General features: G+C 64.1%; 28 protein-coding genes and 1 pseudogene. 19 read left to right on the top strand and 10 right to left on the bottom strand.

From position 1 onward, the window contains the following. Positions 1-10: 10 nt before the first annotated feature. Complete coding sequence (locus C5N93_RS27465) at positions 11-745, bottom strand: SDR family oxidoreductase (protein WP_242561759.1); 735 nt, start codon at positions 743-745, stop codon at positions 11-13. A 112-nt stretch (positions 746-857) separates the two neighbouring features. On the opposite strand from C5N93_RS27465, the gene C5N93_RS27470 reads away from it, so the two are divergent. The 3 genes from C5N93_RS27470 (at position 858) to C5N93_RS27480 (ending at position 3,120) form a co-directional block, all read left to right on the top strand. Next, on the top strand, positions 858-1,670 hold the full coding sequence (locus tag C5N93_RS27470) for a LysR family transcriptional regulator (RefSeq protein ID WP_242561760.1): 813 nt from the start codon (positions 858-860) through the stop codon (positions 1,668-1,670). A gap of 182 nt (positions 1,671-1,852) precedes the next feature. Next, complete coding sequence (locus C5N93_RS27475) at positions 1,853-2,440, top strand: TetR/AcrR family transcriptional regulator (RefSeq protein WP_242561761.1); 588 nt, start codon at positions 1,853-1,855, stop codon at positions 2,438-2,440. Between the two features lie 185 nt (positions 2,441-2,625). Beyond that, positions 2,626-3,120, top strand: a complete 495-nt coding sequence (locus C5N93_RS27480) for a hypothetical protein (RefSeq protein WP_242561762.1) — start codon at positions 2,626-2,628, stop codon at positions 3,118-3,120. Positions 3,121-3,181: 61 nt separating this feature from the next. Here C5N93_RS27480 and C5N93_RS27485 read toward each other — a convergent pair whose 3' ends face one another. Next, positions 3,182-3,880, bottom strand: coding sequence for an aspartate/glutamate racemase family protein (locus C5N93_RS27485; RefSeq protein ID WP_242561763.1), 699 nt, complete (start codon positions 3,878-3,880; stop codon positions 3,182-3,184). A gap of 140 nt (positions 3,881-4,020) precedes the next feature. Continuing rightward, positions 4,021-4,587, bottom strand: a complete 567-nt coding sequence (locus tag C5N93_RS27490; protein WP_069343693.1) for an XRE family transcriptional regulator — start codon at positions 4,585-4,587, stop codon at positions 4,021-4,023. A 242-nt stretch (positions 4,588-4,829) separates the two neighbouring features. Between C5N93_RS27490 and C5N93_RS27495 the strand changes: the two genes are divergently transcribed. The 9 genes from C5N93_RS27495 to C5N93_RS27535 all read left to right on the top strand — a co-directional run bounded on the left by C5N93_RS27495 (position 4,830) and on the right by C5N93_RS27535 (position 14,037). Continuing rightward, positions 4,830-6,194 (top strand): LLM class flavin-dependent oxidoreductase, encoded by a 1,365-nt coding sequence (locus tag C5N93_RS27495; protein WP_242561764.1) that lies wholly within the window; start codon positions 4,830-4,832, stop codon positions 6,192-6,194. Positions 6,195-6,249: 55 nt separating this feature from the next. Continuing rightward, positions 6,250-6,765: a flavin reductase gene (locus tag C5N93_RS27500; RefSeq protein ID WP_242561889.1), complete on the top strand. Its 516-nt coding sequence runs from the start codon at positions 6,250-6,252 to the stop codon at positions 6,763-6,765. A gap of 13 nt (positions 6,766-6,778) precedes the next feature. Next, entirely contained in the window at positions 6,779-8,017 is a 1,239-nt protein-coding gene (locus C5N93_RS27505; protein ID WP_242561765.1) for an MFS transporter, read from the top strand. A 60-nt stretch (positions 8,018-8,077) separates the two neighbouring features. Next, positions 8,078-9,511 carry an NAD-dependent succinate-semialdehyde dehydrogenase gene (locus tag C5N93_RS27510; protein WP_242561766.1) on the top strand — a complete coding sequence of 478 codons (1,434 nt, stop codon included), beginning with the start codon at positions 8,078-8,080 and terminating at the stop codon, positions 9,509-9,511. A gap of 132 nt (positions 9,512-9,643) precedes the next feature. Next, positions 9,644-9,859, top strand: coding sequence for a DUF3311 domain-containing protein (locus C5N93_RS27515; protein WP_069343738.1), 216 nt, complete (start codon positions 9,644-9,646; stop codon positions 9,857-9,859). Between the two features lie 2 nt (positions 9,860-9,861). After that, positions 9,862-11,337 carry a sodium:solute symporter gene (locus tag C5N93_RS27520; RefSeq protein WP_150722212.1) on the top strand — a complete coding sequence of 492 codons (1,476 nt, stop codon included), beginning with the start codon at positions 9,862-9,864 and terminating at the stop codon, positions 11,335-11,337. Positions 11,338-11,426: 89 nt separating this feature from the next. Next, positions 11,427-11,924 (top strand): 6,7-dimethyl-8-ribityllumazine synthase, encoded by a 498-nt coding sequence (locus C5N93_RS27525; RefSeq protein ID WP_242561767.1) that lies wholly within the window; start codon positions 11,427-11,429, stop codon positions 11,922-11,924. Positions 11,925-12,363: 439 nt separating this feature from the next. Next, positions 12,364-12,543, top strand: coding sequence for a DUF3311 domain-containing protein (locus C5N93_RS27530; protein WP_069343687.1), 180 nt, complete (start codon positions 12,364-12,366; stop codon positions 12,541-12,543). Continuing rightward, on the top strand, positions 12,544-14,037 hold the full coding sequence (locus C5N93_RS27535) for a sodium:solute symporter family protein (RefSeq protein ID WP_242561768.1): 1,494 nt from the start codon (positions 12,544-12,546) through the stop codon (positions 14,035-14,037). Positions 14,038-14,249: 212 nt separating this feature from the next. Here the strand turns inward: C5N93_RS27535 and C5N93_RS27540 are convergent, their stop codons facing one another. Then, entirely contained in the window at positions 14,250-15,191 is a 942-nt protein-coding gene (locus C5N93_RS27540) for an aromatic alcohol reductase (protein WP_242561769.1), read from the bottom strand. A 64-nt stretch (positions 15,192-15,255) separates the two neighbouring features. Between C5N93_RS27540 and C5N93_RS27545 the strand changes: the two genes are divergently transcribed. Beyond that, on the top strand, positions 15,256-15,672 hold the full coding sequence (locus C5N93_RS27545; protein WP_242561770.1) for a helix-turn-helix domain-containing protein: 417 nt from the start codon (positions 15,256-15,258) through the stop codon (positions 15,670-15,672). Positions 15,673-15,696: 24 nt separating this feature from the next. Further along, positions 15,697-16,575: an intradiol ring-cleavage dioxygenase gene (locus tag C5N93_RS27550; RefSeq protein ID WP_242561771.1), complete on the top strand. Its 879-nt coding sequence runs from the start codon at positions 15,697-15,699 to the stop codon at positions 16,573-16,575. Here the strand turns inward: C5N93_RS27550 and C5N93_RS27555 are convergent. The 5 genes from C5N93_RS27555 to C5N93_RS27575 form a co-directional block, all read right to left on the bottom strand. Beyond that, positions 16,559-17,410 (bottom strand): alpha/beta hydrolase, encoded by an 852-nt coding sequence (locus tag C5N93_RS27555; RefSeq protein ID WP_242561772.1) that lies wholly within the window; start codon positions 17,408-17,410, stop codon positions 16,559-16,561. The two genes, C5N93_RS27550 and C5N93_RS27555, sit on opposite strands and share 17 nt — an antisense overlap. Before the next feature lie 8 nt (positions 17,411-17,418). Continuing rightward, entirely contained in the window at positions 17,419-18,567 is a 1,149-nt protein-coding gene (locus C5N93_RS27560; RefSeq protein ID WP_242561890.1) for a pyridoxal phosphate-dependent aminotransferase, read from the bottom strand. Between the two features lie 65 nt (positions 18,568-18,632). Then, positions 18,633-19,274 carry a dimethylmenaquinone methyltransferase gene (locus tag C5N93_RS27565; RefSeq protein ID WP_242561773.1) on the bottom strand — a complete coding sequence of 214 codons (642 nt, stop codon included), beginning with the start codon at positions 19,272-19,274 and terminating at the stop codon, positions 18,633-18,635. Then, positions 19,274-19,954, bottom strand: a complete 681-nt coding sequence (locus C5N93_RS27570) for an RraA family protein (RefSeq protein ID WP_242561774.1) — start codon at positions 19,952-19,954, stop codon at positions 19,274-19,276. Before C5N93_RS27570 ends, C5N93_RS27565 begins: the two co-directional genes overlap by 1 nt. Before the next feature lie 55 nt (positions 19,955-20,009). After that, positions 20,010-20,678 carry an RraA family protein gene (locus C5N93_RS27575; RefSeq protein WP_242561775.1) on the bottom strand — a complete coding sequence of 223 codons (669 nt, stop codon included), beginning with the start codon at positions 20,676-20,678 and terminating at the stop codon, positions 20,010-20,012. Positions 20,679-20,807: 129 nt separating this feature from the next. On the opposite strand from C5N93_RS27575, the gene C5N93_RS27580 reads away from it, so the two are divergent. Beyond that, entirely contained in the window at positions 20,808-21,827 is a 1,020-nt protein-coding gene (locus C5N93_RS27580) for a LysR substrate-binding domain-containing protein (RefSeq protein ID WP_242561776.1), read from the top strand. 10 nt (positions 21,828-21,837) lie between these two features. Here the strand turns inward: C5N93_RS27580 and C5N93_RS27585 are convergent. Continuing rightward, positions 21,838-22,626: pseudogene (locus C5N93_RS27585) on the bottom strand (LysR family transcriptional regulator); the annotation flags it as partial. Between the two features lie 271 nt (positions 22,627-22,897). Here C5N93_RS27585 and C5N93_RS27590 point away from each other — a divergent pair. The 4 genes from C5N93_RS27590 (at position 22,898) to C5N93_RS27605 (ending at position 26,600) form a co-directional block, all read left to right on the top strand. Beyond that, entirely contained in the window at positions 22,898-23,554 is a 657-nt protein-coding gene (locus tag C5N93_RS27590; RefSeq protein ID WP_242561777.1) for a DUF4286 family protein, read from the top strand. Between the two features lie 68 nt (positions 23,555-23,622). Further along, positions 23,623-24,882: an MFS transporter gene (locus C5N93_RS27595; protein WP_240493643.1), complete on the top strand. Its 1,260-nt coding sequence runs from the start codon at positions 23,623-23,625 to the stop codon at positions 24,880-24,882. Between the two features lie 3 nt (positions 24,883-24,885). Next, positions 24,886-25,626 (top strand): 5-oxoprolinase subunit PxpB, encoded by a 741-nt coding sequence (gene pxpB / locus C5N93_RS27600; protein ID WP_242561778.1) that lies wholly within the window; start codon positions 24,886-24,888, stop codon positions 25,624-25,626. Further along, positions 25,623-26,600, top strand: coding sequence for a biotin-dependent carboxyltransferase family protein (locus C5N93_RS27605; protein ID WP_242561779.1), 978 nt, complete (start codon positions 25,623-25,625; stop codon positions 26,598-26,600). Before pxpB ends, C5N93_RS27605 begins: the two co-directional genes overlap by 4 nt. Positions 26,601-26,615 lie beyond the last annotated feature (15 nt).

Raw genomic sequence — 26,615 nt, forward strand, 5'->3', positions numbered from 1 at the left:
CTAGCGACGCTTATGCCTGCTGGCGTGTTGCTGCCAGCACGATCTCGCGGATGCACACGCCGGCGGGCTGAGCGTAGGCGTAATAGATGGCGTTCGCCACATCGTCCGCCGACAGCACCTTGCCGCCCATCTCGGTTTTCCACGCTTCGTAGCCGGTCTTGATGGCCTCGTCGGTGGTGTGGCTGAGCAGGTCGGTGTCGACCGCACCCGGTGCAATCGTCACCACGCGCACGTTGTGCGGCGAGAGTTCTTCGCGCAGGTTTTCCGACAACCCGTGCACGGCAAATTTGGTGCCGACATAGGCGACATGGTTCGGGAACGTCTTGCGTCCGGCCACCGAGCTGATGTTCACGATCGTGCCGCGCTTGCGCTCGACCATGCCGTTGACGACAGCATGCACGCCGTTCAGCACGCCCTTGATGTTGACGTCGATCATGCGATCCCATTCGCTGGGGTCTTGTCGCGTGATATCGCCGAGCAGCATGACCCCGGCGTTGTTGATGAGGGCGTCTGCTGGTCCGAATTGCTTTTCTGCCTCGCGCACGGCGGCCGCCAGTGCCTCGCGTTCGGTGACGTCCACCGAACGCGTCATCATGTTCGGCAATTCCAGCGACTGCATCTTCTCCAGCCGGCGCGCCAAGAGCAATAGCGGGTGCCCGTGGGACGAAAACAGGCGTGCCGTCGTCATGCCAATGCCCGAGCTGGCGCCGGTAATGATTACGAGGGGTTTTTGCGTTGCGGTCATCAGGTACCTCCAGATATTGGTGCTGCTTATCAATAAGCGTTGAATAAAATTCTAGGCACAAATGTCAGCCGCGAAAAATGGTTTATTCTTTTCGCAGGCATCGGGGAAATTTATGGATGGTCGTCAACTCAAGGCATTCATCGCTGTGTTCGAAGAGCGCAACATCACGGGCGCGGCGCGTCGGCTTCATTTGAGTCAGCCAGCGCTGTCCGGAACGATCAAGAGCCTCGAAGACTTGCTCGGGACACAGCTTTTCACGCGTGAGGCGCGCGGCGTGGCGGTCACCGAAGCCGCACGCATTCTCTATCCGCAGGCTCGCCGGATTCTGTTTCAGACCGACTCCATGACGCGACAATTCCGTCATGGAGGAAATGTTTCGGCGATTGATATCGGCGTGGAGGCGGATATCGCCGGGCGCGATGTCGCGGCATTTGTCAGTCGGGCGCGGCAGGCGGCGCCTGCTTTGTTCGTCAATCTGCTCGATGGGTGCCAGGGCGATGCCCGCCTGTCCACCGAAGACGGACGTTGCGAGGACGAGTTGTTCCTGCCGATGTTCGTCGAGCCCTATGTACTGGCGACGCCGGCGGGCGGAGATGCCGACGGGTTGCCATGGATCGTCTGCCCGGAACATCCAACGCATCAACGCTTGCTGCCGTACTACGGCACGGCCGCCGGTACGCCCGTCGCCACGGCGCAGACACTGGCGCTGGCGCTGGATCTCGTGTCTGCGGGGCTGGGGGCGTGCGTCGCGCCAGAATCACTGGCGCGCGCATACGCGAACGTGACCGTCTCACCCATCGACGGCTTCGAAATGTCGCGTCGCATCGGTCTTTGCTACGCCGTTCAGGCGCTGGATAAGCCTGTGCTGGCTTCGCTGGTCGAGCAATTGCGTGCCGATTCGGCGGTATTCCCGTCCGCCGCTTGATAGTGCGAAGGCGTGACGGCGGATCGATGAGGCCGCACTTCCCGGTCCGAATCTCAACATCGGTCTTGACACAAAACCAACCAACTAGTAGATTGGTCGCCATTGTACCCATGCATTAGCGTCGGCGGTGTGCCCGGAAGTCTCGTTCCGGGTAGTCGCCGGCCACATTGAGCCAAAGGATCATGACCATCGAGCTGTCTCCCCGAGCGACCGAAATTGCCGACCACGCAAAGCAATTGCTAGCGGTGGGGGGGTATCACGGGTTCAGCTACGCAGACTTGTCCGAGCGCGTGAACATCGGCAAGGCCAGCATTCACCACCATTTCCCAAGCAAGGCGGAACTGGTGCTGACAGTCGTCAAGCGTCACCGGGAGCAAGCCCGGGACGGGTTGGCGGCGCTGGATCTGCACGTTGAAGATCCGAAGGCGAGACTGGGCGCATACACGAACTACTGGGCCGAATGCATTCGCGACGGTTCGATGCCCATGTGCATCTGCGCCATGCTCGCTGCCGAACTGCCGATGATCCCGAAGGACATTGCCGACGAGGTTCGGGGCTATTTCGACGGCCTGACGGCGTGGATCGCCTCGGTGCTTGAGGCGGGCGTGGCCAAAGGGCAGTTCACCCTTTGCGGTACTGCGCTGGTAGAGGCGCAAGCGTTCATGTCGACGGTGCACGGCGCCATGTTGACGGCCCGCGCGCTGGGCGATGCAGAGTCGTTCCGGTCGATATCGCAAGTGGCGATCAGTCGGCTGAGTGTGTCGAACTGATTACGGCAGGTCATGCATCCAGTAAGGGCAGCAATCTCAACGTGGGCGTCCAGGCGCCCAATTTTTTAACGCTTGTAACCGACCAACTAGTTGGTTGTTTTTTGACGGTAGTTCTCGCCTCGTGTTCACCCAGCCATTACGTATGGCGATGACGTAACGGGGCCATTTCAAACGGAGTCTCCACCATGCCTCATCCCATTTCCACGTTGGGCGCGGCGCACACCGCGATCAGTCTCGTCACGTTTGCCGCCGGGTTCGTCAGCTTCGCCCGGTATCGCACCATTGAAAGTGCCAGTCGGTCTGGCCGGGTTTATCTGGTCGGCATGCTGATTTCGGTGCTGACGTCGTTTGGCCTGTCGAGTACCGGCGGCTTCAACGTTGGCCATGCATTGGGCATTCTGGCATTGCTCGCGACGCTGGCCGGACTTGTGATCCCGAGTCTCAATTTCCTGGGACGTGTGCGTCCGTACCTGTCGCAGTTCGCCTTCGGATTCAGCTTCTTCCTGCTGCTGGTGCCGGGCATCAACGAGACGCTCACCCGCCTGCCCGCGAGTCATCCGCTCGCCAGCGGCCCCGAATCACCGCTCGTGCGCGGGGCGCTGGCGACGTGGCTGGGCATTTTCGTCGTCGGGTCTATCGTGCAGTTCTTGTGGTTGCGTTCGCGGCGCAGCCGCGCGTAAGGGGGGGCTGGCGGGGACGGTCGCGCCGCGTGATGGCGCGACCTCGTCGATGCCGGGCCGATCAGTGTGACCCCAGCGCAAACGCCACTGCCGCCTGCGCATGCAGGGCGGTGGTGTCGAGCAGAACCAATGCATTGTCCTCCGGCTTCACCAGCAACGAGATTTCCGTGCAGCCGAGGATGATGGCCTGCGCACCGCGCGAGGCCAGTCGCGCCATGATGTCCTGATACGCCGCAAGCGAAGTGTCTTTGACGATGCCCACGCAAAGCTCGTCGTAGATGATGCGATGGACGATCTCGCGATCCGAAGCTTCGGGGGTCAGCACGTCGAGACCGAATTTCTGCGTCAACCGCGACTTGATGAAGTCCTGCTCCATCGTGAATGCGGTCCCGAGCAGGCCCACGCATGTTATGCCGCGCTCCTGTGCGGCCTCGCCCGCCGGATCGGCAACGTGCAGCAAAGGGATGGAAACTGCGTCTTCGATCATGTCGGCGAGCTTGTGCATCGTGTTCGTGCAAAGCACGATACATTCCGCGCCACCTGCTTCAAGGCGCTTTGCCGCCTGTTGCAACAGCACCCCTGCATCGTCCCAGCGCCCCTCGTGCTGCGCGCGCTCGATGGGACCGAAATCGACGCTGAACATCAGCATTTCCGCAGAGCGCAAGGGCCCGAGCCGGGCCTGGACCGTTTCGTTGATGATGCGGTAGTACTCGGCGCTGGACTGCCAGCTCATGCCGCCGATAAGGCCGATGGTGCGCATGGAAACTCCTTGTGCGAAGTGTTTGGGCGAGAGAGGACCGGACACACAATGTGCCTCTGCACGTGAGCAACGTCTATCACGAAATTTCCGCCGGTGATCGTTACGGACAAGGCTGACGCCAGTCGTCACTTGCTGCCGGGTTATCGACGCACCAGCGCCACGACATAGACGCAAGGCTGCTTGCCCGGATTGCGGAACGTGCAGGGCGCGGGCGGCCCGAGTTGCAGGCAGTCGCCTTCCTTGAGTTCATACGTCAACTCACCTTCTTCGAAGGTCAGCGTGCCTTGGCGCACCCAGATCTGCTGATGCTGGAACGTGAATGCCGACGACGGATACGACACGTTGACGCCCGGCGGCAGCGTGACCTCCAGCAGTTCCAGCATGCCGCCATTGCGCGGCGATACCGCACGGCGCAGATAACCGGTCTCCGGGTCCTGCCAGACGAGTTGCTCGTCGGCACGGCTCAGCCGCTCTCCCGACTGCTCGGCAAGCGAGAGCAGCATCGACAGTTGCAGGCCGAACGCGCCGGATAAACGTCCCAGCAACGCGGCGGTCGGCGACGCGGCACCGCGCTCGATCTTGCTGATCATCGCCTTCGACACGCCGGAGCGCTCGGCGAGATCGCCCAGCGACCAGCCGCGAGACTCGCGTTCGATGCGGATGCGATGCGAAATCGCCGGCGTCGGATCGACCATCGGGGGCGTCATGCTGTATTTCCAAGGGTTTCGGGTTGCGAAATTATACAAGCCACGCGTGCGCCTACCGGCGTCTCCCCGCGCGATCCTGCCTCACTCCCGCCCGGCCTCCGTCTCACATCTCCCTGCGAATTACGCGTTAACCCCCATCTGAAACATTTTTGATCGTAGTCAAACGTCTACTATAGTAAACGGCAACGACGATTCGACAGCAGTCGATTCCGCCTTCAAATCTGTGCAGACAAGGAGTCAACATGCCCCGTGAAATTCGACTGAACGCTTTCGAGATGAACTGCGTGGGTCATATTCAGCAAGGTCTCTGGACGCATCCCCGCGATCAATCCACGCGCTACGGTGAGCTTCGCTACTGGGTCGACTACGCGAAGAAGCTGGAGAAGGGGCTTTTCGACGGGATGTTCTTCGCGGACGTGGTCGGTGTGTACGACGTCTATGGCGGCAATGCCGACGCCGCGCTGCGCAACGCCGTGCAGGTGCCCGTCAACGACCCGCTGATGCTCATCCCGGCGATGGCCGCCGCCACGGAGCATCTCGGCTTCGGCGTCACGGCGAACCTCACGTACGAGCAACCGTTCCTGTTCGCGCGTCGCATGTCCACGCTCGATCACCTCACCGGCGGGCGCATCGGCTGGAACATCGTCACCGGTTATCTCGACAGCGCCGCGCGTGCCATCGGCATCGACGGCCAGATCGCGCACGACGATCGCTACGACCTTGCCGACGAATACATGTCGCTCGTCTACAAGCTGTGGGAAGGCAGTTGGGACGACGACGCCGTGGTCGCCGACCGTGCGGGCGGCGTGTACGCCGATCCGTCGAAGGTGCGCGTGATTCATCACCATGGCAAGCAATACAAGGTCGACGCCATGCATCTGAGCGCGCCGTCGCCGCAACGCACGCCGGTGCTCTACCAGGCAGGTTCGTCGCCGCGCGGTTGCCAGTTCGCCGCCACGCATGCCGAGTGTGTTTTCGTGAACGGCCAGAAGATGGACGGCGTGAAGGAGATCGTCGACGCCATCCGTGCGCAGGCCGTCGAGCATGGGCGCAGCGGCAACGACGTCAAGGTCTTCATGGGCGCCACGCCCATCGTGGGGCGTACCGATGCCGAGGCGAAGGAGAAGTTCGAAGAGTACCGTCGTTATGTCAGCTCCGAAGGCGCGCTGGCTCACGCCGCCGCGTCGCTTGGCATCGACTTCGCGAAGTACGACATCGACGAGCCGATCGACACGGGCAAGAGCCAGGCCATCGTGTCGAACGTGACGGCCATGACCCGCGCCGCCGGTCCGCAGTGGACGCGTCGCAAACTGCTGGAACAGATGGTGCTGGGCAGCCGCCAGACGCCGTGGGTCGGCTCTGCCCAGGCTATCGCCGATCAGATGATGACGTGGAGCGAAGCCACGGGCATAGACGGCTTCAACCTGTCGCGCACGGTGGTGCCGGAATGCTTCGAAGACGTGATCGACCACGTGGTGCCGCTGTTGCAGGAGCGCGGCGCGTACAAGACGTCTTACGGTGAGGGCACGTACCGCAAGAAGCTCTTCGGCCACGACCGTCTGCCGCACACGCACAACGCTGCGCAATACCGTTCGGGCGCGAAGTGAGCCTGACGTGAATCTCAGCAATCGCAACCGTCACGTATCGAACGAGGTGAAGGACATGGACAAGAGCACGGTGGACAAATCGATCTTTCGTGAAGCGATGGCGGGTCTCGGCGCTGCCGTCAACGTCATCACTACCGATGGCCCCGGCGGTCTTGCGGGATGCACGGCGTCTGCCGTGTGTGCCGTGACCGACGATCCGCCCACGTTGCTCGTTTGCATCAACCGGGCGAGCCGCAACAACGCCGTGATGCGCGAGAACGCCCGCCTGTGCGTGAACGTGCTCAGCGCCGATCAACGCGACATCGCCATGCAGTTCGCGACGAAGGATCTCTCCATCGAGACGCGCTTTGCCAGCGGCGATTGGGACACGATGCATACCGGTGCGCCGGCGTTGCGCGGTGCGGTCAGCGTGCTCGATTGCGAGGTGTCGTCGATCACGGAAGTCGGCACGCACACGGTCTTCTTCTGCGAAGTGAAGGCGGCTCGCTCGGCGGGTGCGCTCGATGGCCTGATTTACTTCGCCCGCGGGTTTCACCGCGTGGGCATGGCCGCACAGCCGGCAACGGCCTGAGGACGGACGCTTCATGGAATCTCTGAGCACCGTTCGCCACCCTCGCGCGCCACGCGGTAAGGGCGCATCGCTGGCGATCGTTCTGCTGGCGCAGGTGGCGGCGATGGGCGTCTGGTTTTCGTCGACGGCGGCCGTCGCCCTCATCAAGCGCACGCAGGCGATTGCGTCGGGCGATGAGGCGATGCTCACCGGCGCCGTACAGCTCGGGTTCGTGATCGGCACTGTGGTGTCGGCCACGCTCGCGCTGCCGGATCGCTACGACCTGCGCAGAATCTTCGCGGCGTCGGCGCTGATGGCGGCGCTCACGACGGGCGCGCTGGCCGTGCTGCCGCCGACCGGCCCGCTGGCGATCGCTCTGCGCCTGCTCACTGGCGTGTGCATGGCGGGCGTCTATCCGGTCGGCATCCGGCTCGTGACGACCTGGGCGAAAGCAGACCTCGGGCTGCTGATCGGCTTGCTCGTGGCGGCGCTCACGCTCGGTTCCGCAAGCCCGCATCTGATTAGCGGATGGCAGAGCCTCGACTGGCGCTGGGTGTATCTCGTTGCGGCAATGCTGGCGCTGGCCGCCGGTGTGGCGATCGGTTTCGCGGGCATCGGCCCGAACATCAAGCGAGCGGCACGTGTCGACTTCGCCAAAGTCACGCAAGCGTGGCGCGACCCGGCCGTGCGCCTCGCGAATCTCGGCTATCTCGGCCACATGTGGGAGCTGTATGCCATGTGGGCGTGGCTCGGCCTGTTCCTGCAATACACGCTGAGCTTGCATGGCGTGGCGGATTTTCACGAGAAGGCCGAAGTGCTGACCTTCGCGGTGATCGCGTTCGGCGCCCTCGGCGCGTGGACCGGGGGACTGCTCGCCGACCGTGCCGGCAGAACGCTCGTCACCATCGGCGCGATGGCCACGAGCGCGACATGCGCCGCCGTCATCGGCTGGTTGCCTGGTGCCCCGATCGCGGTGGTCATGGCCGTGGCGTTCGTGTGGGGGTTCTCGGTGATCGCCGATTCGGCGCAGTTCTCGGCCGCTGTCGCGGAGTTGGCGGACCCGACGTCGGTCGGCACGTTGCTCACCGCGCAGACCTGCGCCGGGTTCCTGCTCACGCTGGCGAGCATCCGGCTGGTACCGGTCGTGGTTGCGCATCTCGGTTGGGCAGGTGGCATGGGCATGCTGGCCATTGGTCCTGCGCTCGGTTGCGTTGCCATGTGGCGGTTGCGTCAGCACCCGGCATCGCGCCGGATGGCCGGCGGCAAGCGCTAGCGCATGGCTGCGCGCTGGATCGCGTTCGTTCTCTACTTCCCGTTTATTTGAGACGTTGACATGTATTCCTATCCTGACATCAAGATGCTGATCGGCGGTCAGTGGCGCAGTGCGCCGGGCCAGCCGGTAACGAACCCCTCGGAGGGCACGACGATCGGCATGGTGCCCACGGCAACGCTGACCGATCTCGACGCCGCACTGTCGGCCGCCGAGCAAGGGTTTCGTGTGTGGCGGCGCACGTCGCCCGCGCAGCGAACCGAGATCATGCTGGGCGCCATCGCCTTGCTCAGGGAGCGGGTGGAGAGCATCGCCTTCGCGATCTCGCTGGAGCAGGGCAAGACGCTGGCGCAGGCCCGAGCCGAAGTGCTGCGCGGCTGCGACCTGATGACATGGGATGCCAACGAAGGCAAGCGCCTTTACGGACGTGTGATTCCCGCCGAGCCGCGCATGCGTCATACGGTCGTGCGTGAGCCCGTGGGCGTGATCGCCGCCTTCACGCCGTGGAACTTCCCGATGAGCTCGCCCGCCCGCAAGGTCGGCGGGGCGCTCGCGGCCGGCTGCTCGATCATTCTCAAGGCTGCGGAGGAGACGCCTGCCGGCGCGGTGCTCATGGCGCAGGCGTTTCAGGATGCCGGTCTGCCGGACGGGGTGTTCAACCTCGTGTTCGGCGACCCGGCGACGATCTCGTCGCATCTGATCGCCAGCCCGGTCGTGCGCGGCATCACGTTCACCGGCTCGACACCCGTCGGCAAGCATCTCGCGGGGCTGGCCGCCAAACACATGAAGCCGGCCATTCTGGAGTTGGGCGGACACGCGCCGGTCATCGTGTGCGACGACGCCGACCCTGAGACGGCCGCGCTCGCCTGCGTCAAAGGCAAGCTCAACAACGCGGGGCAGGTCTGCGTCGCGCCCACGCGCTTCTTCGTGCACGACAAGGTCTACGACGCCTTCGTGGAGGCCTTCGCCCGCCACGGCGGTGCGATTCGCGCGGGGCATGCGCTCGAGTCGTCGAGCGATATCGGACCGGTCGTGAACCCGCGTCGTCTGGCGGCGCTGCATTCGCTGGTCGACGACGCGCTCGCCCGTGGCGCGCGCACGATCTGCGGCGGTGAACGCACCGACGGACCGGGATACGTCTTCCCGTTCACCGCACTGGCGGACGTGCCGATGGACGCCCGCGCCATGCTCGAAGAGCCGTTCGGGCCGCTCTCGCTCATCGTGCAGGTCGACAGTCTGGACGACGCCATCGCACGCGCCAACAGCGTGCCGTACGGTCTTGCGGGCTATGCCTTCACGCGCTCGGCGGCCAATGCGTACCGGTTGGGCGACGAACTCGAAGTCGGCAACCTCGCCATCAATCATCTGGTCTCGGCAGTTTCAGAAACGCCGTTCGGCGGCGTGAAAGACAGCGGCTACGGCCGGGAGGGTGGCACCGAGGGACTTGAGTGCTACACGCACGTCAAGAGCATCTCTCACCTGATGGATCCGGCGTAACCCGACGACGGATCCGGCGCGGGGAATCGTACGGGACACGCTTCACCGCATTCGTGACGGGCCGAACGGCGATCGCCCTGCGCGATCCGCCGCTCGGCCCGACAAGCAAACGGGAACAACCTGGAGATGTTCATGCGGTCCATATATCTTTTAGCACTCCTACCTGTATTGGCGGTTCTGGTAGGTCCGTTCTTTGTCAATCGCGTCACGCCGTACGTGCTCGGCATGCCCTTTCTGCTGGCATGGCTGGCCGGGGCGCTGGTGCTCACGTCCATCGTGATGGCCATCATTTTCTATGCCGATCAGGCGCGGCTCGCATCGGCCGATCACGGTGGCGAAGGAGCCTGAGCATGAATAGCGCATTGATCTTCATCTTTCTGGCCGTAGCGCTGGCGCTGTTCCTCGGCATTCGCGCGCGTCGTGGCAAGGACATGAGTCTGGAGCAGTGGGCGGTTGGCGGGCGCGGCTTCGGTGCGGCCATCGTCTTTCTGCTCATGGCGGGCGAAATCTATACGACGTTCGTGTTTCTCGGCGGCAGCGGTTACGCGTATGGACACGGGGCGGGCGCGTACTACCTGCTCGGCTATGGCAGCCTGCCGTTCATCCTGTCGTACTTCCTTCTGCCGCCGATCTGGCGCTACGCCAAGGAGCGCGGTCTGATCTCACAGCCGGACTTCTTCGCCGCGAAGTACAACAGCCCGGTGCTGGGCGTGCTCGTCGCCATCGTCGGGTTTGCCGCGCTCGTGCCGTACCTCGTGCTGCAACTCAAGGGGCTGGGCATCATCGTCAGCGTGTCGTCCTACTCGGCGATTTCGTCGAACCAGGGCGTGCTGATCGGGGCCATCGTGGTGGCGGTGTATGTGGCGTTGTCCGGCGTGCACGGCTCGGCCTGGACGTCTGTCGTGAAGGATGCCCTGGTCATGTTCGTCGCCGTCTTCCTCGGTCTCTATCTGCCGTATCACTACTACGGTGGCGTGGGCGAGATGTTCGCGGCGATCGAGAAGGCCAAGCCGGGTTTCCTGGCGCTGCGCGACGTGGGGGAAAGCCCGGTCTGGATGGTCTCCACGGTGATTCTGTCGACGCTGGGCTTCTATATGTGGCCGCACATGTTCATGGCCACGTACACGGCCAAGCGCGAAGAGGTGCTGCGTCGTAATGCCTTCGTGCTGCCGATCTACCAGTTGATGCTGCTGTTCATTCTGTTCGTGGGCTTCTCGGCAGTGCTGGCCGTGCCGGGGCTCACGGGCGGCGACATCGATCTGGCGCTGTTCAAGGTGTCGCTCAAGACGTTCGATCCGTGGTTCGTCGGCGTGATCGGCGCGGCCGGGATTCTCACGGCGCTGGTGCCCGGTTCGATGATTCTGATGACGTCGGCCACGCTGCTGGCGAACAACGTGTACCGCCCGATGCGTCCGCAATCGAGCGATGCTCACGTGGCCCGTGTGGCGAAGTGGCTCGCCCCGGCGATCATGGCGCTCGCGGTGCTGTTCACGCTGGGCGGCGGGCAGACCATCGTCGCGCTGCTGCTCATGGCGTATGCCCTCGTCACACAGTTGTTCCCGGTGCTGCTGGCCAGCCTGATCGGCAAGAACCTCGTGACGCGCCCGGCGGCGTTCGCCAGCATCATCGTCGGCGAAGCGACGGTGGCGTGGGTATCGCTCACGAAGAAGTCGGTGGCCGCGCTGTTCCCGTTCCTGCCCGATGCGCTCAAGGATCTCAACGTGGGCATCGTCGCACTGGCATTCAACGTGGTGACGCTGGTGGTCGTAACGCTGCTCACGCGCCGCACGGCGGGGGCGGCACAGTTGTCGGCCGACGCTTCGTGATCTGTCGCCAATGAAATGAGGAAGTGAGCGAGCCGCCTGCGCCAGTGGCGCATGACGGACAGGCGTGGGCGGCTCGCGAAAGACTAGTTATGACGAATTCTCTCGATATTCACCGCATTGCCTTTGTGCAGGCAGGCTGGCACGCCGATCTGCTGGACGGCGCCCGCGACGCGTTCCAGTCACGCATGGCCGAACTGGGCGTGCCCGCCGAATGCATCCGCCATTTCGATGTGCCGGGTGCGTTCGAAATTCCGCTGTTCGCCCGACGTCTCGCGCAAAGCGGACAGTACGACGCGATCGTCGGCGCCGCGCTGGTCGTCAATGGCGGCATCTATCGTCACGAGTTCGTGGCGCAAGCCGTAGTCGACGGACTGATGCGCGTGCAACTCGACACCGATGTGCCCGTCTTCTCGATGTCGCTCACGCCGCATCACTTTCACTCGCACGACGAGCATTACGCATTCTTCGACGAGCATCTGCGACACAAGGGCCGCGAAGTCGCCGACGCCTGCGTCGGCATGCTGCTTGCGCTCGCAAACCTTGCGACCGGGCCGACTGAGCCGACCTCAGCGACGTGTCTCGCATGACCCGGTGTTGCGACGGCGAAAGCTGCCGGGATGGAGACAGGCGGATGGGCGTTTTACCCGACTACGTATCACTACGTAGATAAGAATCAGAATAAGTCAATATTTTTCTTCGCAAAAAATTCAACGAGGCTGAATACGTATTTCAGTGATCTGTGTGCGTCACGCTTGTTTATGGTGCGTATTCAGTGCTTGATATTTCAAGGTAAGTCCCGATGAAATCGAAGAAAATCGTGGTCCATTTCAACCATTGAAACCGTCGTCGACAATGCGGCGCGGCGCATTGGTTTCGATACACGCAACATCGCTTCGCATTCGTGAAACCCCATGATTCATGGGGCTTTCCGGCGCACCGGCAAATCCACCATCGTTCGGCTAGAGTGTATTTAGGCGTCGCTAATGTGCGCCTTCGTCGAATTAAAACAAGAGGAGATCTGCTGAGATGCGGTTACTGTTATTGTTGCCGTTCATCGGTTTGTTGTGGGTGCCGTTCTACAACCGTGAATTGCCGTCCCTTTGGGGCTTTCCCTTCTTTTACTGGTACCAGTTCGCCTGGGTGCCGCTGACCTCGCTACTGATCTGGATCGTATTCCGCGATGGTCTGAAAAAAGGGGAAGAGTAAATGGACGCCGGTATCAACTGGACCGCGCTCGCGGTCTTTGTATTTTTCTTCATCCTCGTGACCGTCATGGGTTTCTGGGCGTCGCGCTGGATGGCCGGGCCGTCGAACAAAGGCGCCCATCTGGACGAATGGGGTCTGGGCGGACGTAACTTCGGTGCATGGATCACGTGGTTCCTGGTCGGCGGCGACTTCTACACCGCCTATACCGTGATCGCGGTGCCGGCACTGGTCTATGCGGTCGGCGCTTACGGCTTCTTCGCATTGCCGTACACGATTCTCGTCTATCCGATCGTCTTCCTGATCATGCCGAAGCTGTGGCATGCGGCGCACAAGGCCGGTCACGTGACGGCTGCCGACGTTGTCTTCGGCCGTTACCAGTCGCGTCCGCTGGAGTTCGCGATTGCGCTCACCGGTGTCGTCGCGACGATGCCCTACATCGCGCTGCAACTGATCGGGATGGAAGTCGTGATCAAGGCGCTGGGGCTGACGGGCGAATTGCCGCTGCTCGCTGCGTTCGTGATTCTCGCGCTGTACACGTACTCGGCAGGTCTGCGGGCACCGGCGCTGATCGCGTTCGTCAAGGATCTGATGATCTACATCGTGGTGCTTGTCGCCGTGGTCGTGGTGCCGGCAAAGCTGGGCGGCTACGGTGCGGTGTTCGACTCGGCGCGCGACGTCTTCGCGAACAAGGGCGGTGCAACGGGCCTGACGCTCAAGCCGACGCAGTTCCTGCCGTTCGCCACGCTGGCGCTCGGTTCGGCGCTCGCGGCGTTCATGTATCCGCATACGCTCACCGGCATCTTCGCCGCGAAGGACGCCAACACGATTCGCAAGAATGCCGTGTTCCTGCCGGCCTACACCGTGCTGCTCGGCCTGATCGCGCTGCTGGGCTTCATGGCCTACGCTGCCGGTGTGAAGGTGCCGACCAACAACGACGTCGTCCCGGCGCTGTTCAACGGTCTGTTCCCGAGCTGGTTCGCGGGCTTTGCGTTTGCCGCGATCGCCATCGGTGCGCTGGTGCCGGCGGCGGTGATGTCCATCGGTGCGTCGAACCTCTTCACGCGCAACTTCTGGAAGCCTTACGTCAACCCGAATATTTCGAACGAGGGTGAGGCGAAGGTGGCCAAGGTCGTGTCGCTGGTGGTGAAGCTGGGCGCGCTGGTGTTCATCCTGTTCCTGCCGACGCAGTTCGCGCTGGACCTGCAACTGCTCGGCGGCGTGTGGATTCTTCAGACGTTCCCGGCACTGGTGTTCGGTCTGTTCGTGGGCTGGTTCGGCGCACGCGCACTGCTCACGGGCTGGGCCTTCGGTATCGTGTGCGGCAGCTGGCTGGCGTTTGCGGACGGCATCAAGCCGGTGCATACGTTCACGCTCGGCGGTGACAAGTACTCGATGTACACGGGCCTGATCGCGCTGGCGGTGAACATCGTCGTCGCCGTGGTCGCCAACGTGGTGCTCGGCAAGGGCTCGCGTCCGGCGCTGCGCAATGCCTGAACGGCTTGAAATGTCCGAGACGCTGGTTGCCTGAGCGTCTCAAGGTCGCGTGAAGTGTCACGCGGCTTTCGGTGCCACACGCGGGTCATCTCCGCGTGTGGCATCCGCACCGGCCCTTGCGCCGATGCGTTGGTTGTCTCGCATCAACCGGTGCAATCGGTTCGATTGGCCTTCGTCGTTGTTCAGGCCTTCATCCCCGGCTTTCATCCTCATTACGCTTCCTGTCCCGTTCGCCACTCGCGCACCCATGCCGCGAGATCGGTGACCGCAATCCCTGCCTTCGCGTTGAACGTCTGCGCCACTGGCCATGCCACGCCATCCTTGCGTGCAAACGACAGCCGATACTTGCGCATCGTGTCGTCCGGATGCGCGGCCAGATCGGCCCTGAGTTGCGCAATATCGCAACATGACAGCGTGAACGGTCTGCCGAGTTCCTGCGTCAGCGTACTCGCCAGTTCGCGATACGTGAACGTGTCGCTGGCCACGTGCACGACCTGATTGTCGAAATCCGGCCGAGAGGTGGCGATGAGCGCGCTCAGGCGGCCGATGTCCTCCGGCGTCGTGACCGTCAGCGAGAAGTCGGGATCGCCCAGCGCATGCACCACCCCCGCATCGAGGTCGACGAGGCCGAACGCCGGTAACAATACGAAACTCGTGAACATGCCTGTCGACACGATGGTCCAGCGGACCTTGTCCTGAGCGCGCAACATGTCGCGCACGTCGAGCTGTTCGTCCCAGACGTCCTGACCGCTGCCCCGGCCAACGACGTCGTAATCCACGCCGAATTGCCAGGGAATGTAGTGCGCGACGCCGGCTTTGAGGACAGCGCCCGTGATCTTGCGCTGCGTGCCCGCGCCACCGACGAAGCCCGTGCAGCAGATGATCTGCGTGTAGCGGCGGAAGATGTCGGCGAGCGCCGTTTCGTCTGCCGTCACGAGATCGGCTTCGACGACATCGATTCGCCACGTGCGCAGCAGAGAATGGAGGCGCGTGCGACGATCCGACGACGTTTCCGCCTCGGGACGCAGTAAAACGGCAACGGATGCGACGCGTCCCGCATCGCGCTGCGCGGCCATTTCACGCAGCATGCTTTCGCCGAGTTCTCCGGCGCCGAGGACGAGGACGTGATTGTCGTGGGGGATTCGATAGGTCATTTGCAACTCCGGTCAAGTTGCGAATAATAGTGACGTTACGAACCCTTGGTAAGAAGGCACACGCGTGATACTGCCACCGGACACCCCCTCGCTCGACGCCCTCTTGCAGCAGTCGCAGGAAGCGTGCGATGCCCTCAGCGCCGACGACGACGGCCTCAAGCGCGAGATCCTGACCCACGCGGGCAACCGCTGGTCGCTCGGTGTCGTGCATGCGCTGGGCGTGGCTGGCACGCTGCGGCATGCGGAGATTGCGCGCCGGCTCGACGGCGTGACGCAGCGCATGCTCACACGCACGTTGCGCCAACTGGAACGAGATGGTTTGATTTCGCGACACGACTACCGCGAAGTGCCCCCGCGTGTGGAGTATCAGTTGACGCCGCTCGGACGCGGATTGCTCGCCGGCATGGTGCCGCTGTGGCGATGGGTGATCGACAACGCCCAAGGGTTTCGCGAGGCGAGACAACAGTACGACAAGCCGTAACTCTTCCGATTTCAAGGACTTTCGATGCGCAATCTCGACCAACATACGATCACACAGGAAGTGATCGCCCGACTCGCCGACACGCCGGACCCGCGGCTCAAGGAGGTCTTCGGCAGTCTCGTGCGCCATCTGCACGACTTCGCCCGTGAAGTGAGCCTGACGGAAGACGAATGGGCCAGGGGCATCGCTTTCCTGACCGCAACCGGTCAGAAGTGCGACGACAAGCGTCAGGAGTTCATCTTGTTGAGCGACGTGCTGGGACTATCGATGCTGACCGTTGCGATGAACAACGCCAAGCCGCCGCAATGCACGGAAGCGACGGTTTTCGGACCGTTCTTCGTCGACGACGCGCCGCACTACGACAACGGCGCAGACGTGGCGAATGGCGCTGCGGGCGAGCCTTGCGAGGTGAGCGGCACCGTGCTCGATCCGTCGGGACGCCCGATTGCAGGCGCGAAGATCGATGTCTGGCAGGCGGACGCGCAAGGGCTGTACGACGTGCAGCGCGACGAACTCGACGCCGCACAGGGACGCGGCGTGCTGCATGCCGACAGCGAGGGGCGTTACCACTTTCACAGCGTGCTGGCCGAGGCGTACCCGATCCCGACCGACGGCCCCGTCGGCGAGTTTCTGGCCGCGACGGCGCGGCATCCGTGGCGTCCTGCGCATCTTCACTTCCGCATCGAGGCGCCGGGCTATGAGACGCTCGTCACGCACGTGTTCCGTGAAGACGATCAATGGCTGGATTCGGATGCCGTCTTCGGCGTGCGGCAGTCGCTCATCGCGCCGTGGGTGCGGCGCGATGACGGCAGCTATTCGCTGCACTACGACTTCGTTCTGAATCCGGCGGCGGCCTCGAAAACCACGCCCAAGACTTCGGCGGAAACTACGCCGCGGCACTGAGCGATTCGGCAGACGTCTGAAAGCGTTCCAGCGTCTGCCACATCAGCACAGGATTCGAGTACATCGGGAAGTGACCGCAGTCGGGGATTTCCGCCAATGCGACGCCCTTGCGCTCGATGTAGGCGAGATAGGAGAGCGACGCGTTCTGACTGCCGTACATGAACATCGTCGGGCACGGCAGCGACAGGAACTTGTCCATCAGGTCGCCATGATCGGAGAGGTCGACCATCGAGCGGAAGATGCCGCCGACCGCTTCCGCCCGGACCTTGTGCCGCAAGCTCGCCGCATACAGCGCGCTGGCGTACGCCGGGGCACGGTGCGCGCGCTCGATGAACGCATCGAAAAAGCGCTCGGGCTCGTCGTCCGGATAGTCCACGATCTGTCGACTCAGAAAGCAGTCCTCCGGCGCGATGTTGCCTTCGATGTTCGCGAAGCTCAGCACCCGTTCCGGCATGGCGTGCGCGAGCATCAGCGACGTCAGTCCGCCCATCGAATGGCCGACCAGATGAAAGCGCTCGATGCGCATATGATCGAGCATCGCTAAAGCGGTCTCGACGAGAAACGGGATGGAGAGCCGCGAAAGGTCCGCGCAGTCGGTGCGCCCGCAACCGGGCGCGTCGTAAGCGAGGAACGGCCTTGCATCGAAACCGCGATGCAAGGCGATGTCCGCGTAATCCTCCTTCGTCGAGCCGAAGCCGTGCAGCATCACGACCGGCGGGCGTGTGCCTTGCCGGTGGATGGCTGACACGTTGACCGGCACGCCGTCGATGCGTAGCGAGACGGTGGACGTCTCGAAGGCGTTGGACGTCGCCACGTCATGCGTGTTCTGCGTCATGGCGGCTCCTATTTCGAGAGCGTCTGGCAAAAGTGCTGGATGGCGTTGCAGGCGCGGCCCAGCGAGGCGTCGTCCAGCGCGTAGGCGATGCGCAGGTACGGCCCGAGTCCGAAGGCGCTGCCGTGCACCGTGGCGACACCGGCTTCGTCGAGTAGCGCGCCCACGACGTCTTCGTCCGTGGCAAGCTCGGTGCCCGTCGGCGTGACGCAGCCGATCAGCGCTTCGCACGACGCGAACACATAGAACGCCCCTTGCGGCACTTCACAGTGCAGACCCCACGCGTTGTTAATCTCGCGCACGACATCGTCGCGTCGCCGCTGGAACACGCGACGTGACTGGCCGATGAAGTCCTGCGGTCCGGTGAGTGCGGCCAGCGCTGCGTATTGCGAAATCGTACTCGCGCCTGAGGTCTGTTGCCCCTGAAGCTTCTCCATCGCCTCGATCAGCCAGTCAGGGCCCGCACCGAAACCGATGCGCCATCCCGTCATCGCGTACGCCTTGGACACGCCGTTCATCGTCAGGGTGCGATCGCGCAGGCGCGGTTCGACCTGCGCCATCGTGCTGAACGCGATGCCGTCGAAGATCAGGTGCTCGTAGATATCGTCCGAGAGGATGAGGACCTGCGGATGCGCGAGTAACACTTCGGCGAGCGCCTGCAATTCGGCATGGCTGTACACCGCACCGGTCGGGTTCGACGGCGAATTCAGGATGAGCCAGCGGGTTCGGGGCGTGATGGCGGCTTGCAGCGCGTCCGGCGTCAGCTTGAAGCCTTTGTCCGCGCCGCAGGCCACGGTGACGGCCGTCGCACCGCACAGTTGCACGATCTCCGGGTAGCTGACCCAGTAGGGCGCCGGCACGATGACCTCGTCGCCTTCGTTGAGCGTGGCCGCGAGCGCATTGAAGATCACCTGCTTGCCGCCCGTGCCGACGATGGTGTGGCGCCAGTCGACATCCAGCCCGTTCTCGCGCTGGAACTTGGCAGCGATGGCCTCGCGCAACGCCCGCAGGCCGATGACCTGCGAATAGCGGGTCTGGCCGCCACGGATGGCGGCAATACCTGCCTCACGAACGTGCTCCGGGGTGTCGAAGTCCGGCTCCCCGGCGCTTAGCGAGATGATGCTGGCGCCCGCCGCCCGGGCGGCGGCGACGCGGTCCATGACCTTGTACGTCGCCGAAGGACGGGCGGCGGCCAGATGGCGATTGAGCGTGTGCGGTTGCTGGCTCACCCGGCAGTCCTCCATTGCGCCAGACCGAGCAGATCGACGGTCGTCTCGCCCTCACGCAGGCGGTCCATGACGCGCGCCTCCTTGTCGAAGCGGGCTTGCCCGCGTGCGAGCGTGTCGTTCACTTGCGATGCGGGGATGATCAGCACGCCGTCGTCGTCGGCGACCACGAGATCGCCCGTGGCCACGGGCGCGCCGCCAAACTGAATTGGTGCACCGATGGACGGCACGCTCGCCTTGATCGTGCCGCGCATGGAAATGCCGCGCGTGAAGACGGGAAAGCGATGCGCGGTGAGTGCCGCGATATCGCGCACGCCGCCGTCGATCACCAGACCGGCCACGCCGGCAGCCATGGCCGCCACCGTCAGCACTTCGCCCCAGTAGCCGGCCACGAAGCCGCCGGTCGATACCACGAGCACACTGCCGCGCGGCACCTTCTCCATGGCGAGGTGGATGGCGAGGTTGTCGCCGGGGGAGCATTCCAGCGGGAAGGCCGGGCCCGCCACCGACGCGCCGGGCCAGACGGTGCGGATCTGCGCATCGACCGCGCTCGTCGACAGCCCCGAGGCTTCGAAGAGGGTCGACGTGCCGAGCTTGCGGGCCTGTTCGAGTTGCGCGGCGTCGTAAGTCGTGGTGCTCATCATGCTTTCCTTTGCAGCGTGTGGTAGCTAAAGGCGGTGCGGGCTTCGCCCAGCGTTGCGCCGCCGGCAATGCGTTCGCGAATGGCGCCTTCGATGACTTCGATGTCGTGCGCGATCTTCGCCACTTCGCGGGCGCGGGCACGCGGCACGATGACGACGCCGTTGGCGTCGGCGATCACGATGTCGCGCGACGCGACACGCACGGTGCCGACGGACACCGTCGAGTTGACGGACTCGACTTGCACGCGGTCCTTGCCAGTGCGCATGAAGCGTCCGGCCGTGAACATCGGGTAGTGGTCGCCGAGCGCCTTGCTGACGTCGCGGCAAACGCCGTCGATGACCGTCGCGGCGATGCCGCGCAGCCCTGCGTACTGGGTCATGATGTCGCCCCAGACGGTGCAATCGGTGCGCCCGTCGTTATCGAGCACGATGACGTCGCCCTCGGCCACATCATCGATAAAGTCGCCCACGGTGCCGGCGGGGACCGTTGCCGGCACGTACTTCACCGTGAACGCCGGGCCGACGACAGGCTTCGAATAGTTCGCGAGCGGCGAGATGCCGAGCGCCTGGCCGTGCAGTCCGAGCCGGTCGAGGGCGTCGGAAACGCCCGGGGTATCGAGGCCTTCGAAGAGGGCAACCAGTTCGCGGTCTTCCGTGCTGGCCTGGCGAGCTTGCGTCATAGGGGAATCTCCTTGGCGTGTTGAGCGTGTCAAGTGTGCTGAACGAGGTGAAGGGTTAATGCGCTTGCGATGCGTGAATGGCGTCGAATTCCTTGTCGTGCATGACGTCGGCGACCGGACGGCCAGCGCGTACGGCGGCCACCATGCCGTCCTGGCGGCGGGCGATGCGCTCGCCGAGATCGAGCACTTCACCGATGCGCGCGGCGGGCACGAACACCGTGCCGCAGCGGTCGGCGATCACGTAGTCGTCTTCATGCACCGTTACACCGGCCATCGTCACGGGTGTGCCCGAGTCGACCTGAACGACGCGATTGCGCGCGCTGATCATCGTGATGCCGCGTCCGAAGACCGGATAGCCGACCGATTCGCTGCCTTCGATATCGCGGCTCAGGCCGTCGATGATCGAACCGCGCACGCCACGTGCCGTGGCGGCGTTGGCGAGGATGTCGCCCCAGCAGGAAACGCCGTCCTTGCCCCCGGCGATGACCAGCACGCGGTCGTCGGTGGTCACGGCATCGATGACCGGCGAGATCAGATGGACGGTCGGCTTGGCTTCCGTCTTGGGGCCGAGCTGAATGGTGCTGGCGCGGCCGACGATCTTGGGGCATTCCCAGAGCGGGCGCAGGCCGTAGGTCGCGCCGGGCAGGCCGAGGAAGTCGAGGGCGTCGGAGACGGTGTTGGTGTCGAGCGCGGCAAGGCGATCGAGGATCGAAGGCTGGGACATCGCGATGAGGACTCCTGTGAACGTGCAGTCATCGTCACGCGTCGTCTCTGATATGTAAATTTTGATCTGAGTATCTTAGTGATACGATTTTCGGAATACTGAATCTGCGCGCGCTGCGCCAATATCCCCATGAGCACCATCGACTTTCGCCTGATCCGGCAGCTCTGGATGTTCCTCGCAGTCGCCGAGGAACAGCATTTCGGGCGCGCTGCTGCCCGGCTGGGCATGTCGCAGCCGCCGCTCACCGAGCAGATCAAGGTGCTTGAACACTCGTTGAAGCTGCAACTGTTCGAGCGCTCGCGACAGGGCACCCATCTGAGCCCGGCGGGCGCGGCGATCCTGCCGGCGGTGCGGCAGTTCGCCAGTCAGGTCGAGCAACTGGAGCGCATCGTCAGGGAGGTCGCCGCCGGCCAGTCAGGCGTGCTGCATGTGGGGGCGATCACCTCTGCGATGCTCGAAACGGTGCCGCCCATCATCGATCGTCTCAAGGCGACCCATCCGCATCTCACCGTGTTCGTGCGGGAAATCGACAGCGTCGAAGCCGTGCCGGGGCTGGAGGTGGGCGAGCTGGACCTGGCGTTCGTACGGCTCGATGGCGACATCGGCAGCGGGATCGCGACACTGCCGCTGTCGGAGGATCGGCTGGCGGTCGCGCTGCCGATGGGCCATCCGTTGGCGGCGCTGCCGCGCGTGCGTCTGCAATCGCTGGCAGCCGAGCATCTGGTGATGTCGGCGCGGCAGGTCAGTCCGGTGTATTTCGACATGCTCACGGCGGTGTGTCGCGCGCATGGCTTCGCACCGCGCGTGCTGCACGAGGTGCGCTCCGTGACGTCGCAGATCGCCTATGTGAGCTGCGGGCAGGGCGTGGCGCTGGTGCCGGCGTCGATGCGCAAGCTCGCCCCTGCCAATGTGGTGATTCGTCCGCTCAAGGAGAAGGTGACGGTGGTGACGGCGGCGCTGGCGTGGAACGCCAACCGGCATCACCCGATGGTCGACGCCGTAGTGGCGTGGCTCAGGCAGCGGCCGGCCCGCTCAGGCCGCTCGTCAAGCTCGGCGAGTTCAGCGACTTCATATAGTGATCCGCCTCCTGACACGCCAGCTCCGCCACGAAGCGGATCGCGTCGGACGCGCGATTCTCGACGTAGCTGACGACCAGCCCCTGCAAGGGCAGCGGGTGCTCGCTCGCAATGACGCGAAGCTCCCCGGCGTCGATCTCGCGCAGCACGGGCGGCAGCGGAATCATCGCGTTACCGAAGCCCGAGCGGACCAGTTGGATGATGGCGGCGATCGAACTCACACAATGCACCTTCCCCAGCGGCATGCCCGCACGACGGTACAGATCCTTGAGCACCAGATAAGGCTGTGAGCCCTTGCTCAGCGTGATCGTGGGCTGACTCAGAATGAGCGGGAGATTGCTGTCCAGCGTGCGTGACGACTGCGCGGCCCCGACCCATCCCATCGGCATCGGCAGACAGGCCTTGCTGACGATACCCTCGCCGATCATCTGGTCGGTCTGAAGTGCGATATCGACGTCGCCGTCGCGCAGGCTGCGATGCAGCCTGCTGGTCGATTCCGAGCTGAACTGCAATTCGATGCCGGGATACGTGGCGTGCAGATGCTGCATGAAGCCGACAAGCCAGGTGTGCACCACGCTTTCGATGGCGCCGATCCGCACGCTGCCCAGCAAATGCCGATCCGTGCGGCCGAGCTGCATCATCTCGCGTTGCAGTTCCAGCATGCGCTCGCCGTAGCTGATCAGGCGCAGCCCGACCGGCGTCAGGCGGATCTCGCCCGGTCCCCGGTCGAACACTCGCGCGCCCAATTCCTCTTCGAGCGACGCAATACGGTTCGAAATCGCCGCCTGCGTGACGTGCAGGCGTTCGGCTGCCGCGCGGAAACTCCCCAGCTCCACGGCCAGCAGAAAACTCTCGAGGAAGCGGGTGTTCATGATGGTCTCCGTATTCCACTATTCGAGCATTCGACGATTCGACGCCCGGTCGAGGTATTCGATGTGTTCTACGAGCACTCTCGAACGCCGAAATTTCCCCGTCAATTCTGAAGTCCGTAACGGCCTGATATGCCGGGGCTATCAGCCGGGCGTTTTCCGAAGACGCTGACTCACAAGAAAAATCTATCGGGCCCCCGCAGAAAAACCCGTTTGCGACCGGTTTATTGGCTACTGACGATAGCGTCACCCTAGCGAAACGACAGAGGCGCATATGAACCCGGTAACACAGCAAGGCATGTTGTTCGTGGCTTCGGACATTCTCGAAGCCGATGAAGCGGATTTCAACGCGTGGTATGACCGAGAGCACGTCGAGGAGCGTGTGCGCATGCGCGGCGTGATCTCGGCGGCGCGATATGTCGCGTTGCAGGGACGTCCCAAGTATCTGAGTCTGTACTGGGCCGAGTCCATTGGGGTGTTCGCCTCGCCGGCGTATGCGCATGCCTTCCAGCATCAGACAGCGTGGTCGCAGCGCACGTTGCCGAAGATGGTGGCGCCCACGCGTCGCATCGGCGACGTCAGTGCGAGCGTAGGGCTGGGCAGCGGCGCCTACGTGGCGACCCTGTCGCTGAACCTGCCGGACGATCCGCAGGCACTCGCCGAGCGCTGTGCCGAAGTCGGCGCGCGCCTGTCGGAGGACCCCGGCTTCGTGCGTGCTTACCTGCTCAGCCCGAACGACGAGCTAAGCCGTCCGCTGCCGCAGGAAGACCTTGCCACGCGCCGCATGTACCCGATCTTCATCGTGGAGAGCAGCAGCGAAGTGTCCAACACCCACGCGGCCGACTTTGCCGCGCAGGCGCTCGACAGCCGCCCCGGCGAAGTTGCGCGTTACTGCCTGACGTGGAAACTCTCGGCAACGGAGCTGACGTGATGGAAAACACTGGAACGATCATTCAATCCGCGCCGGAAGTGCAGACGTCCGGCGGCCATCGTCCCCGCATGGGACGCCTCGCTGCCGCGAGTTCCATCGGCACGACGCTGGAGTGGTACGACTTTACCGTCTACAACCTGATGGCGGCGCTGGTCTTCAACGCTGTCTTCTTCCCCTCGTTCGACCCGCTCTCGGGCACCATCCTCGCGTTCTCGACGTACGCCGTGGGGTACCTGTCGCGTCCGTTCGGCGGCTTCCTCTTCGGGCATCTCGGCGACAAGCTTGGCCGCCGCTTCGTGCTGGTCGCGACGCTCGTGTTGATGGGAGCGGCCACCGGACTCATGGGGCTGCTGCCCGGTTACAACACATGGGGCGTGTGGAGCCCGGTCCTGCTGGTGTTGCTGCGCTTCTTCCAGGGCGCGGCCATCGGCGGCGAATGGGCCGGGGCCGTGTTGTTGTCGATGGAGCATGGCAAACCGGATCAGCGCGGCAGAAACGCGTCGTTTGCGCAGATGGGCCCGGCGTGCGGCACGTTGCTCGGTGCGGGTTTCATTGCCGTGGCGACCATCAGCATGTCTGCCGAGGCGTTCCAGAGCTGGGGCTGGCGCATTCCGCTGTTGTCCAGCGCGGTGCTGGTGGCCTTCGGTCTGTGGCTGCGTCGCGGCGTGGACGAGACGCCCATGTTCAAGGCGCTGGAGCGCAGCAATCACAAGTCGGACATGCCGATCAAGGAAGTCTTCTCCGGCTATTGGCGGCGTTTGCTCATCGCGGGCGGCGTGCGTATCGGGTCCGACATCGTCTACGGCCTGCTCGTGGTGTTCACGCTGACGTATGTGACGGAAGTGCTGCACCTGCCGCGCTCGCTCGCACTGCTCGCCACCATGTCGGGCGCGGCGATCCATGCCGTGTGCGTGCCGCTGTTCGGCGCGTTGTGCGACAAGCTCGGGCGACGCGTCGTCTACGGCGCGGGCACGCTCGGCTCCATCGTGTGGGCATTCGCGTACTTCGCGCTGATGGACACCCGTGAAGCGGTGTGGATCGTGCTGGCGGTCGTCGTCGGCATGTTCTTCCAGGCCATGATGTATGGCCCGCAGGCATCGTTCGTCACGGAGCAGTTCCCGACGCGCGTGCGCTATGCCGGGGCGTCGCTGGCGGCCACACTGGGCGGCATTCTAGGCGGCAGCTTTGCCCCGCTCATCTTCACCTCGCTCTACAAAGCCTTTCACGACTGGACGTACATCGCGCTTTACATCACGGCAGGTCTCGTCGTCACGCTCGTCGCGTTGATGGCGGCGCGCGAAACGGCCGGCAAACCGTTGGAAGAGTGAGTCATGAGCGTACTGACGGTTGAACGCACGGCGCCGCAGACGGCGGCGCCGCAAGCCAGACAGCGTGACGATGTGACGCGTGCGGGTCCTGCCATCGACGCGGCCGGGGAGGGGGCGCTGCTTTTCAATCCGGCCAGCGGCGAATTCGACGCCGTGATGCAGCGCCGTCTTCAGGCGCTCGCCAGACGCGTCATGGCGCAGTGCGAGGGCGACGCCACGGCGGAAGTCGTGCTTGGTGTGAACAACGTGATGTTTCTGTTCGATCCATTGCGGCTGCATCCGGACGCGGCAACGGCCGCATTGCTGCGCCTGTGGGAGACGACGGAGCCGGGGCCGTTGTCGGACCGTCTCATCGAGATTCCCGTCGTCTATGGCGGCGAAGCGGGAGAGGATCTGATCACGCTCGCCTCGGCGCTGGGGCTGGAGGTGCGCGAGTACGTGCGTCGCCACAGTGATGCGTCGTACGAGGTGGCGTGCATCGGGTCGATGCCGGGCTTCGCCTATATGACCGGCCTGCCTGCGGAAATGGCAGTGCCGCGTCGCAGCGTGCCGCGCATGAAGACGGCGGCGGGCACGGTCATCATCGGCGGCGCGCAGGCCGGTGTCATGCCGTGTACCGCGCCGTCCGGCTGGCATTTGCTCGGGCGTACCGACGCACAACTCTTCGATCCCGTGCGCTCGCCGCCGTGCCTCATGGCGCCCGGCGACCGGGTTCGATTTACGGTAGCGGGGATTGCATCGTGATCGAGATTCTTTCCAACGGCGCGCCTAACCTCGTTCAGGACGCGGGACGCCAAGGGCATCTGGGTTTCGGCGTGAGCCGTTCGGGCGCGATGGATGCGCTCGCCCTCGCGCTCGGCAACGCGCTGACCGGCAACGATACGAACGACGCGGCCGTCGAGATCAGCCTGTTTCCGTTTCGCGTCCGGTTCCAGCGCGACATGTCGTTTGCCGTGACGGGCGCCGATTGCGTCGTGCGACTGGACGACGTGGCGCTGCCGCCCTGGTGGAGCCGCACCGCGCGCGCCGGACAGACGCTGGTGATCGAGCGTCCGAAGCGTGGCGGCCGGGCGTATCTGAGTCTGGCGGGGGGCGTCGACGTCGAACCGGTGATGGGATCGAGATCGACAGACCTTAAGGGGGCTTTCGGCGGCTTCGAGGGACGTGGCTTGCGACGTGGCGACGTACTTGCCGTGCGCGAGGCCGCCGAGCGTCCCGTGCATGCGACGGGACTGGGTGTGGTGCCGGCTGAATTGCCTGCCTTCTGGCAGGCACTCGGCGAAGGGCTGGTGACGGTGCATGCGGTCGCGGCGGCCGAATACCGGCACTTCACCGAAGGGGCACGGCAAGCGTTCACTGGCGAGGCGTACGAGATCACGCCGGAGGCGAACCGCGTGGGTTACCGCCTGAGCGGCCCAGCGCTGACGCTCGCCGCGCCGCTCGAACTGTTCTCGCACGGCATCGTGCCTGGCACCGTGCAGGTGCCGCCGTCCGGCCAACCGATCGTACAGCTCGCGGAAGCCAACACCTGCGGTGGCTACCCGAAGATCGCAACCGTCATCGAGACGGACCTGTGGAAGCTTGCGCAAGCCCCGGTGGGATGCCGGATTCGCTTCGCGCTGGTCGACCTCGACGAGGCGCTCGAACGGCGCCGCGCACGCACCCGTGAAATCGAAAAATTCCAGCAGACACTCGCGCTCATGTCCTCGCGCGGCTGAGCCGACGCGTGTGCA

Origin of the sequence: Pandoraea sp. LA3, assembly GCF_022696215.1 — a bacterium.
Classification (GTDB): domain Bacteria; phylum Pseudomonadota; class Gammaproteobacteria; order Burkholderiales; family Burkholderiaceae; genus Pandoraea; species Pandoraea capi.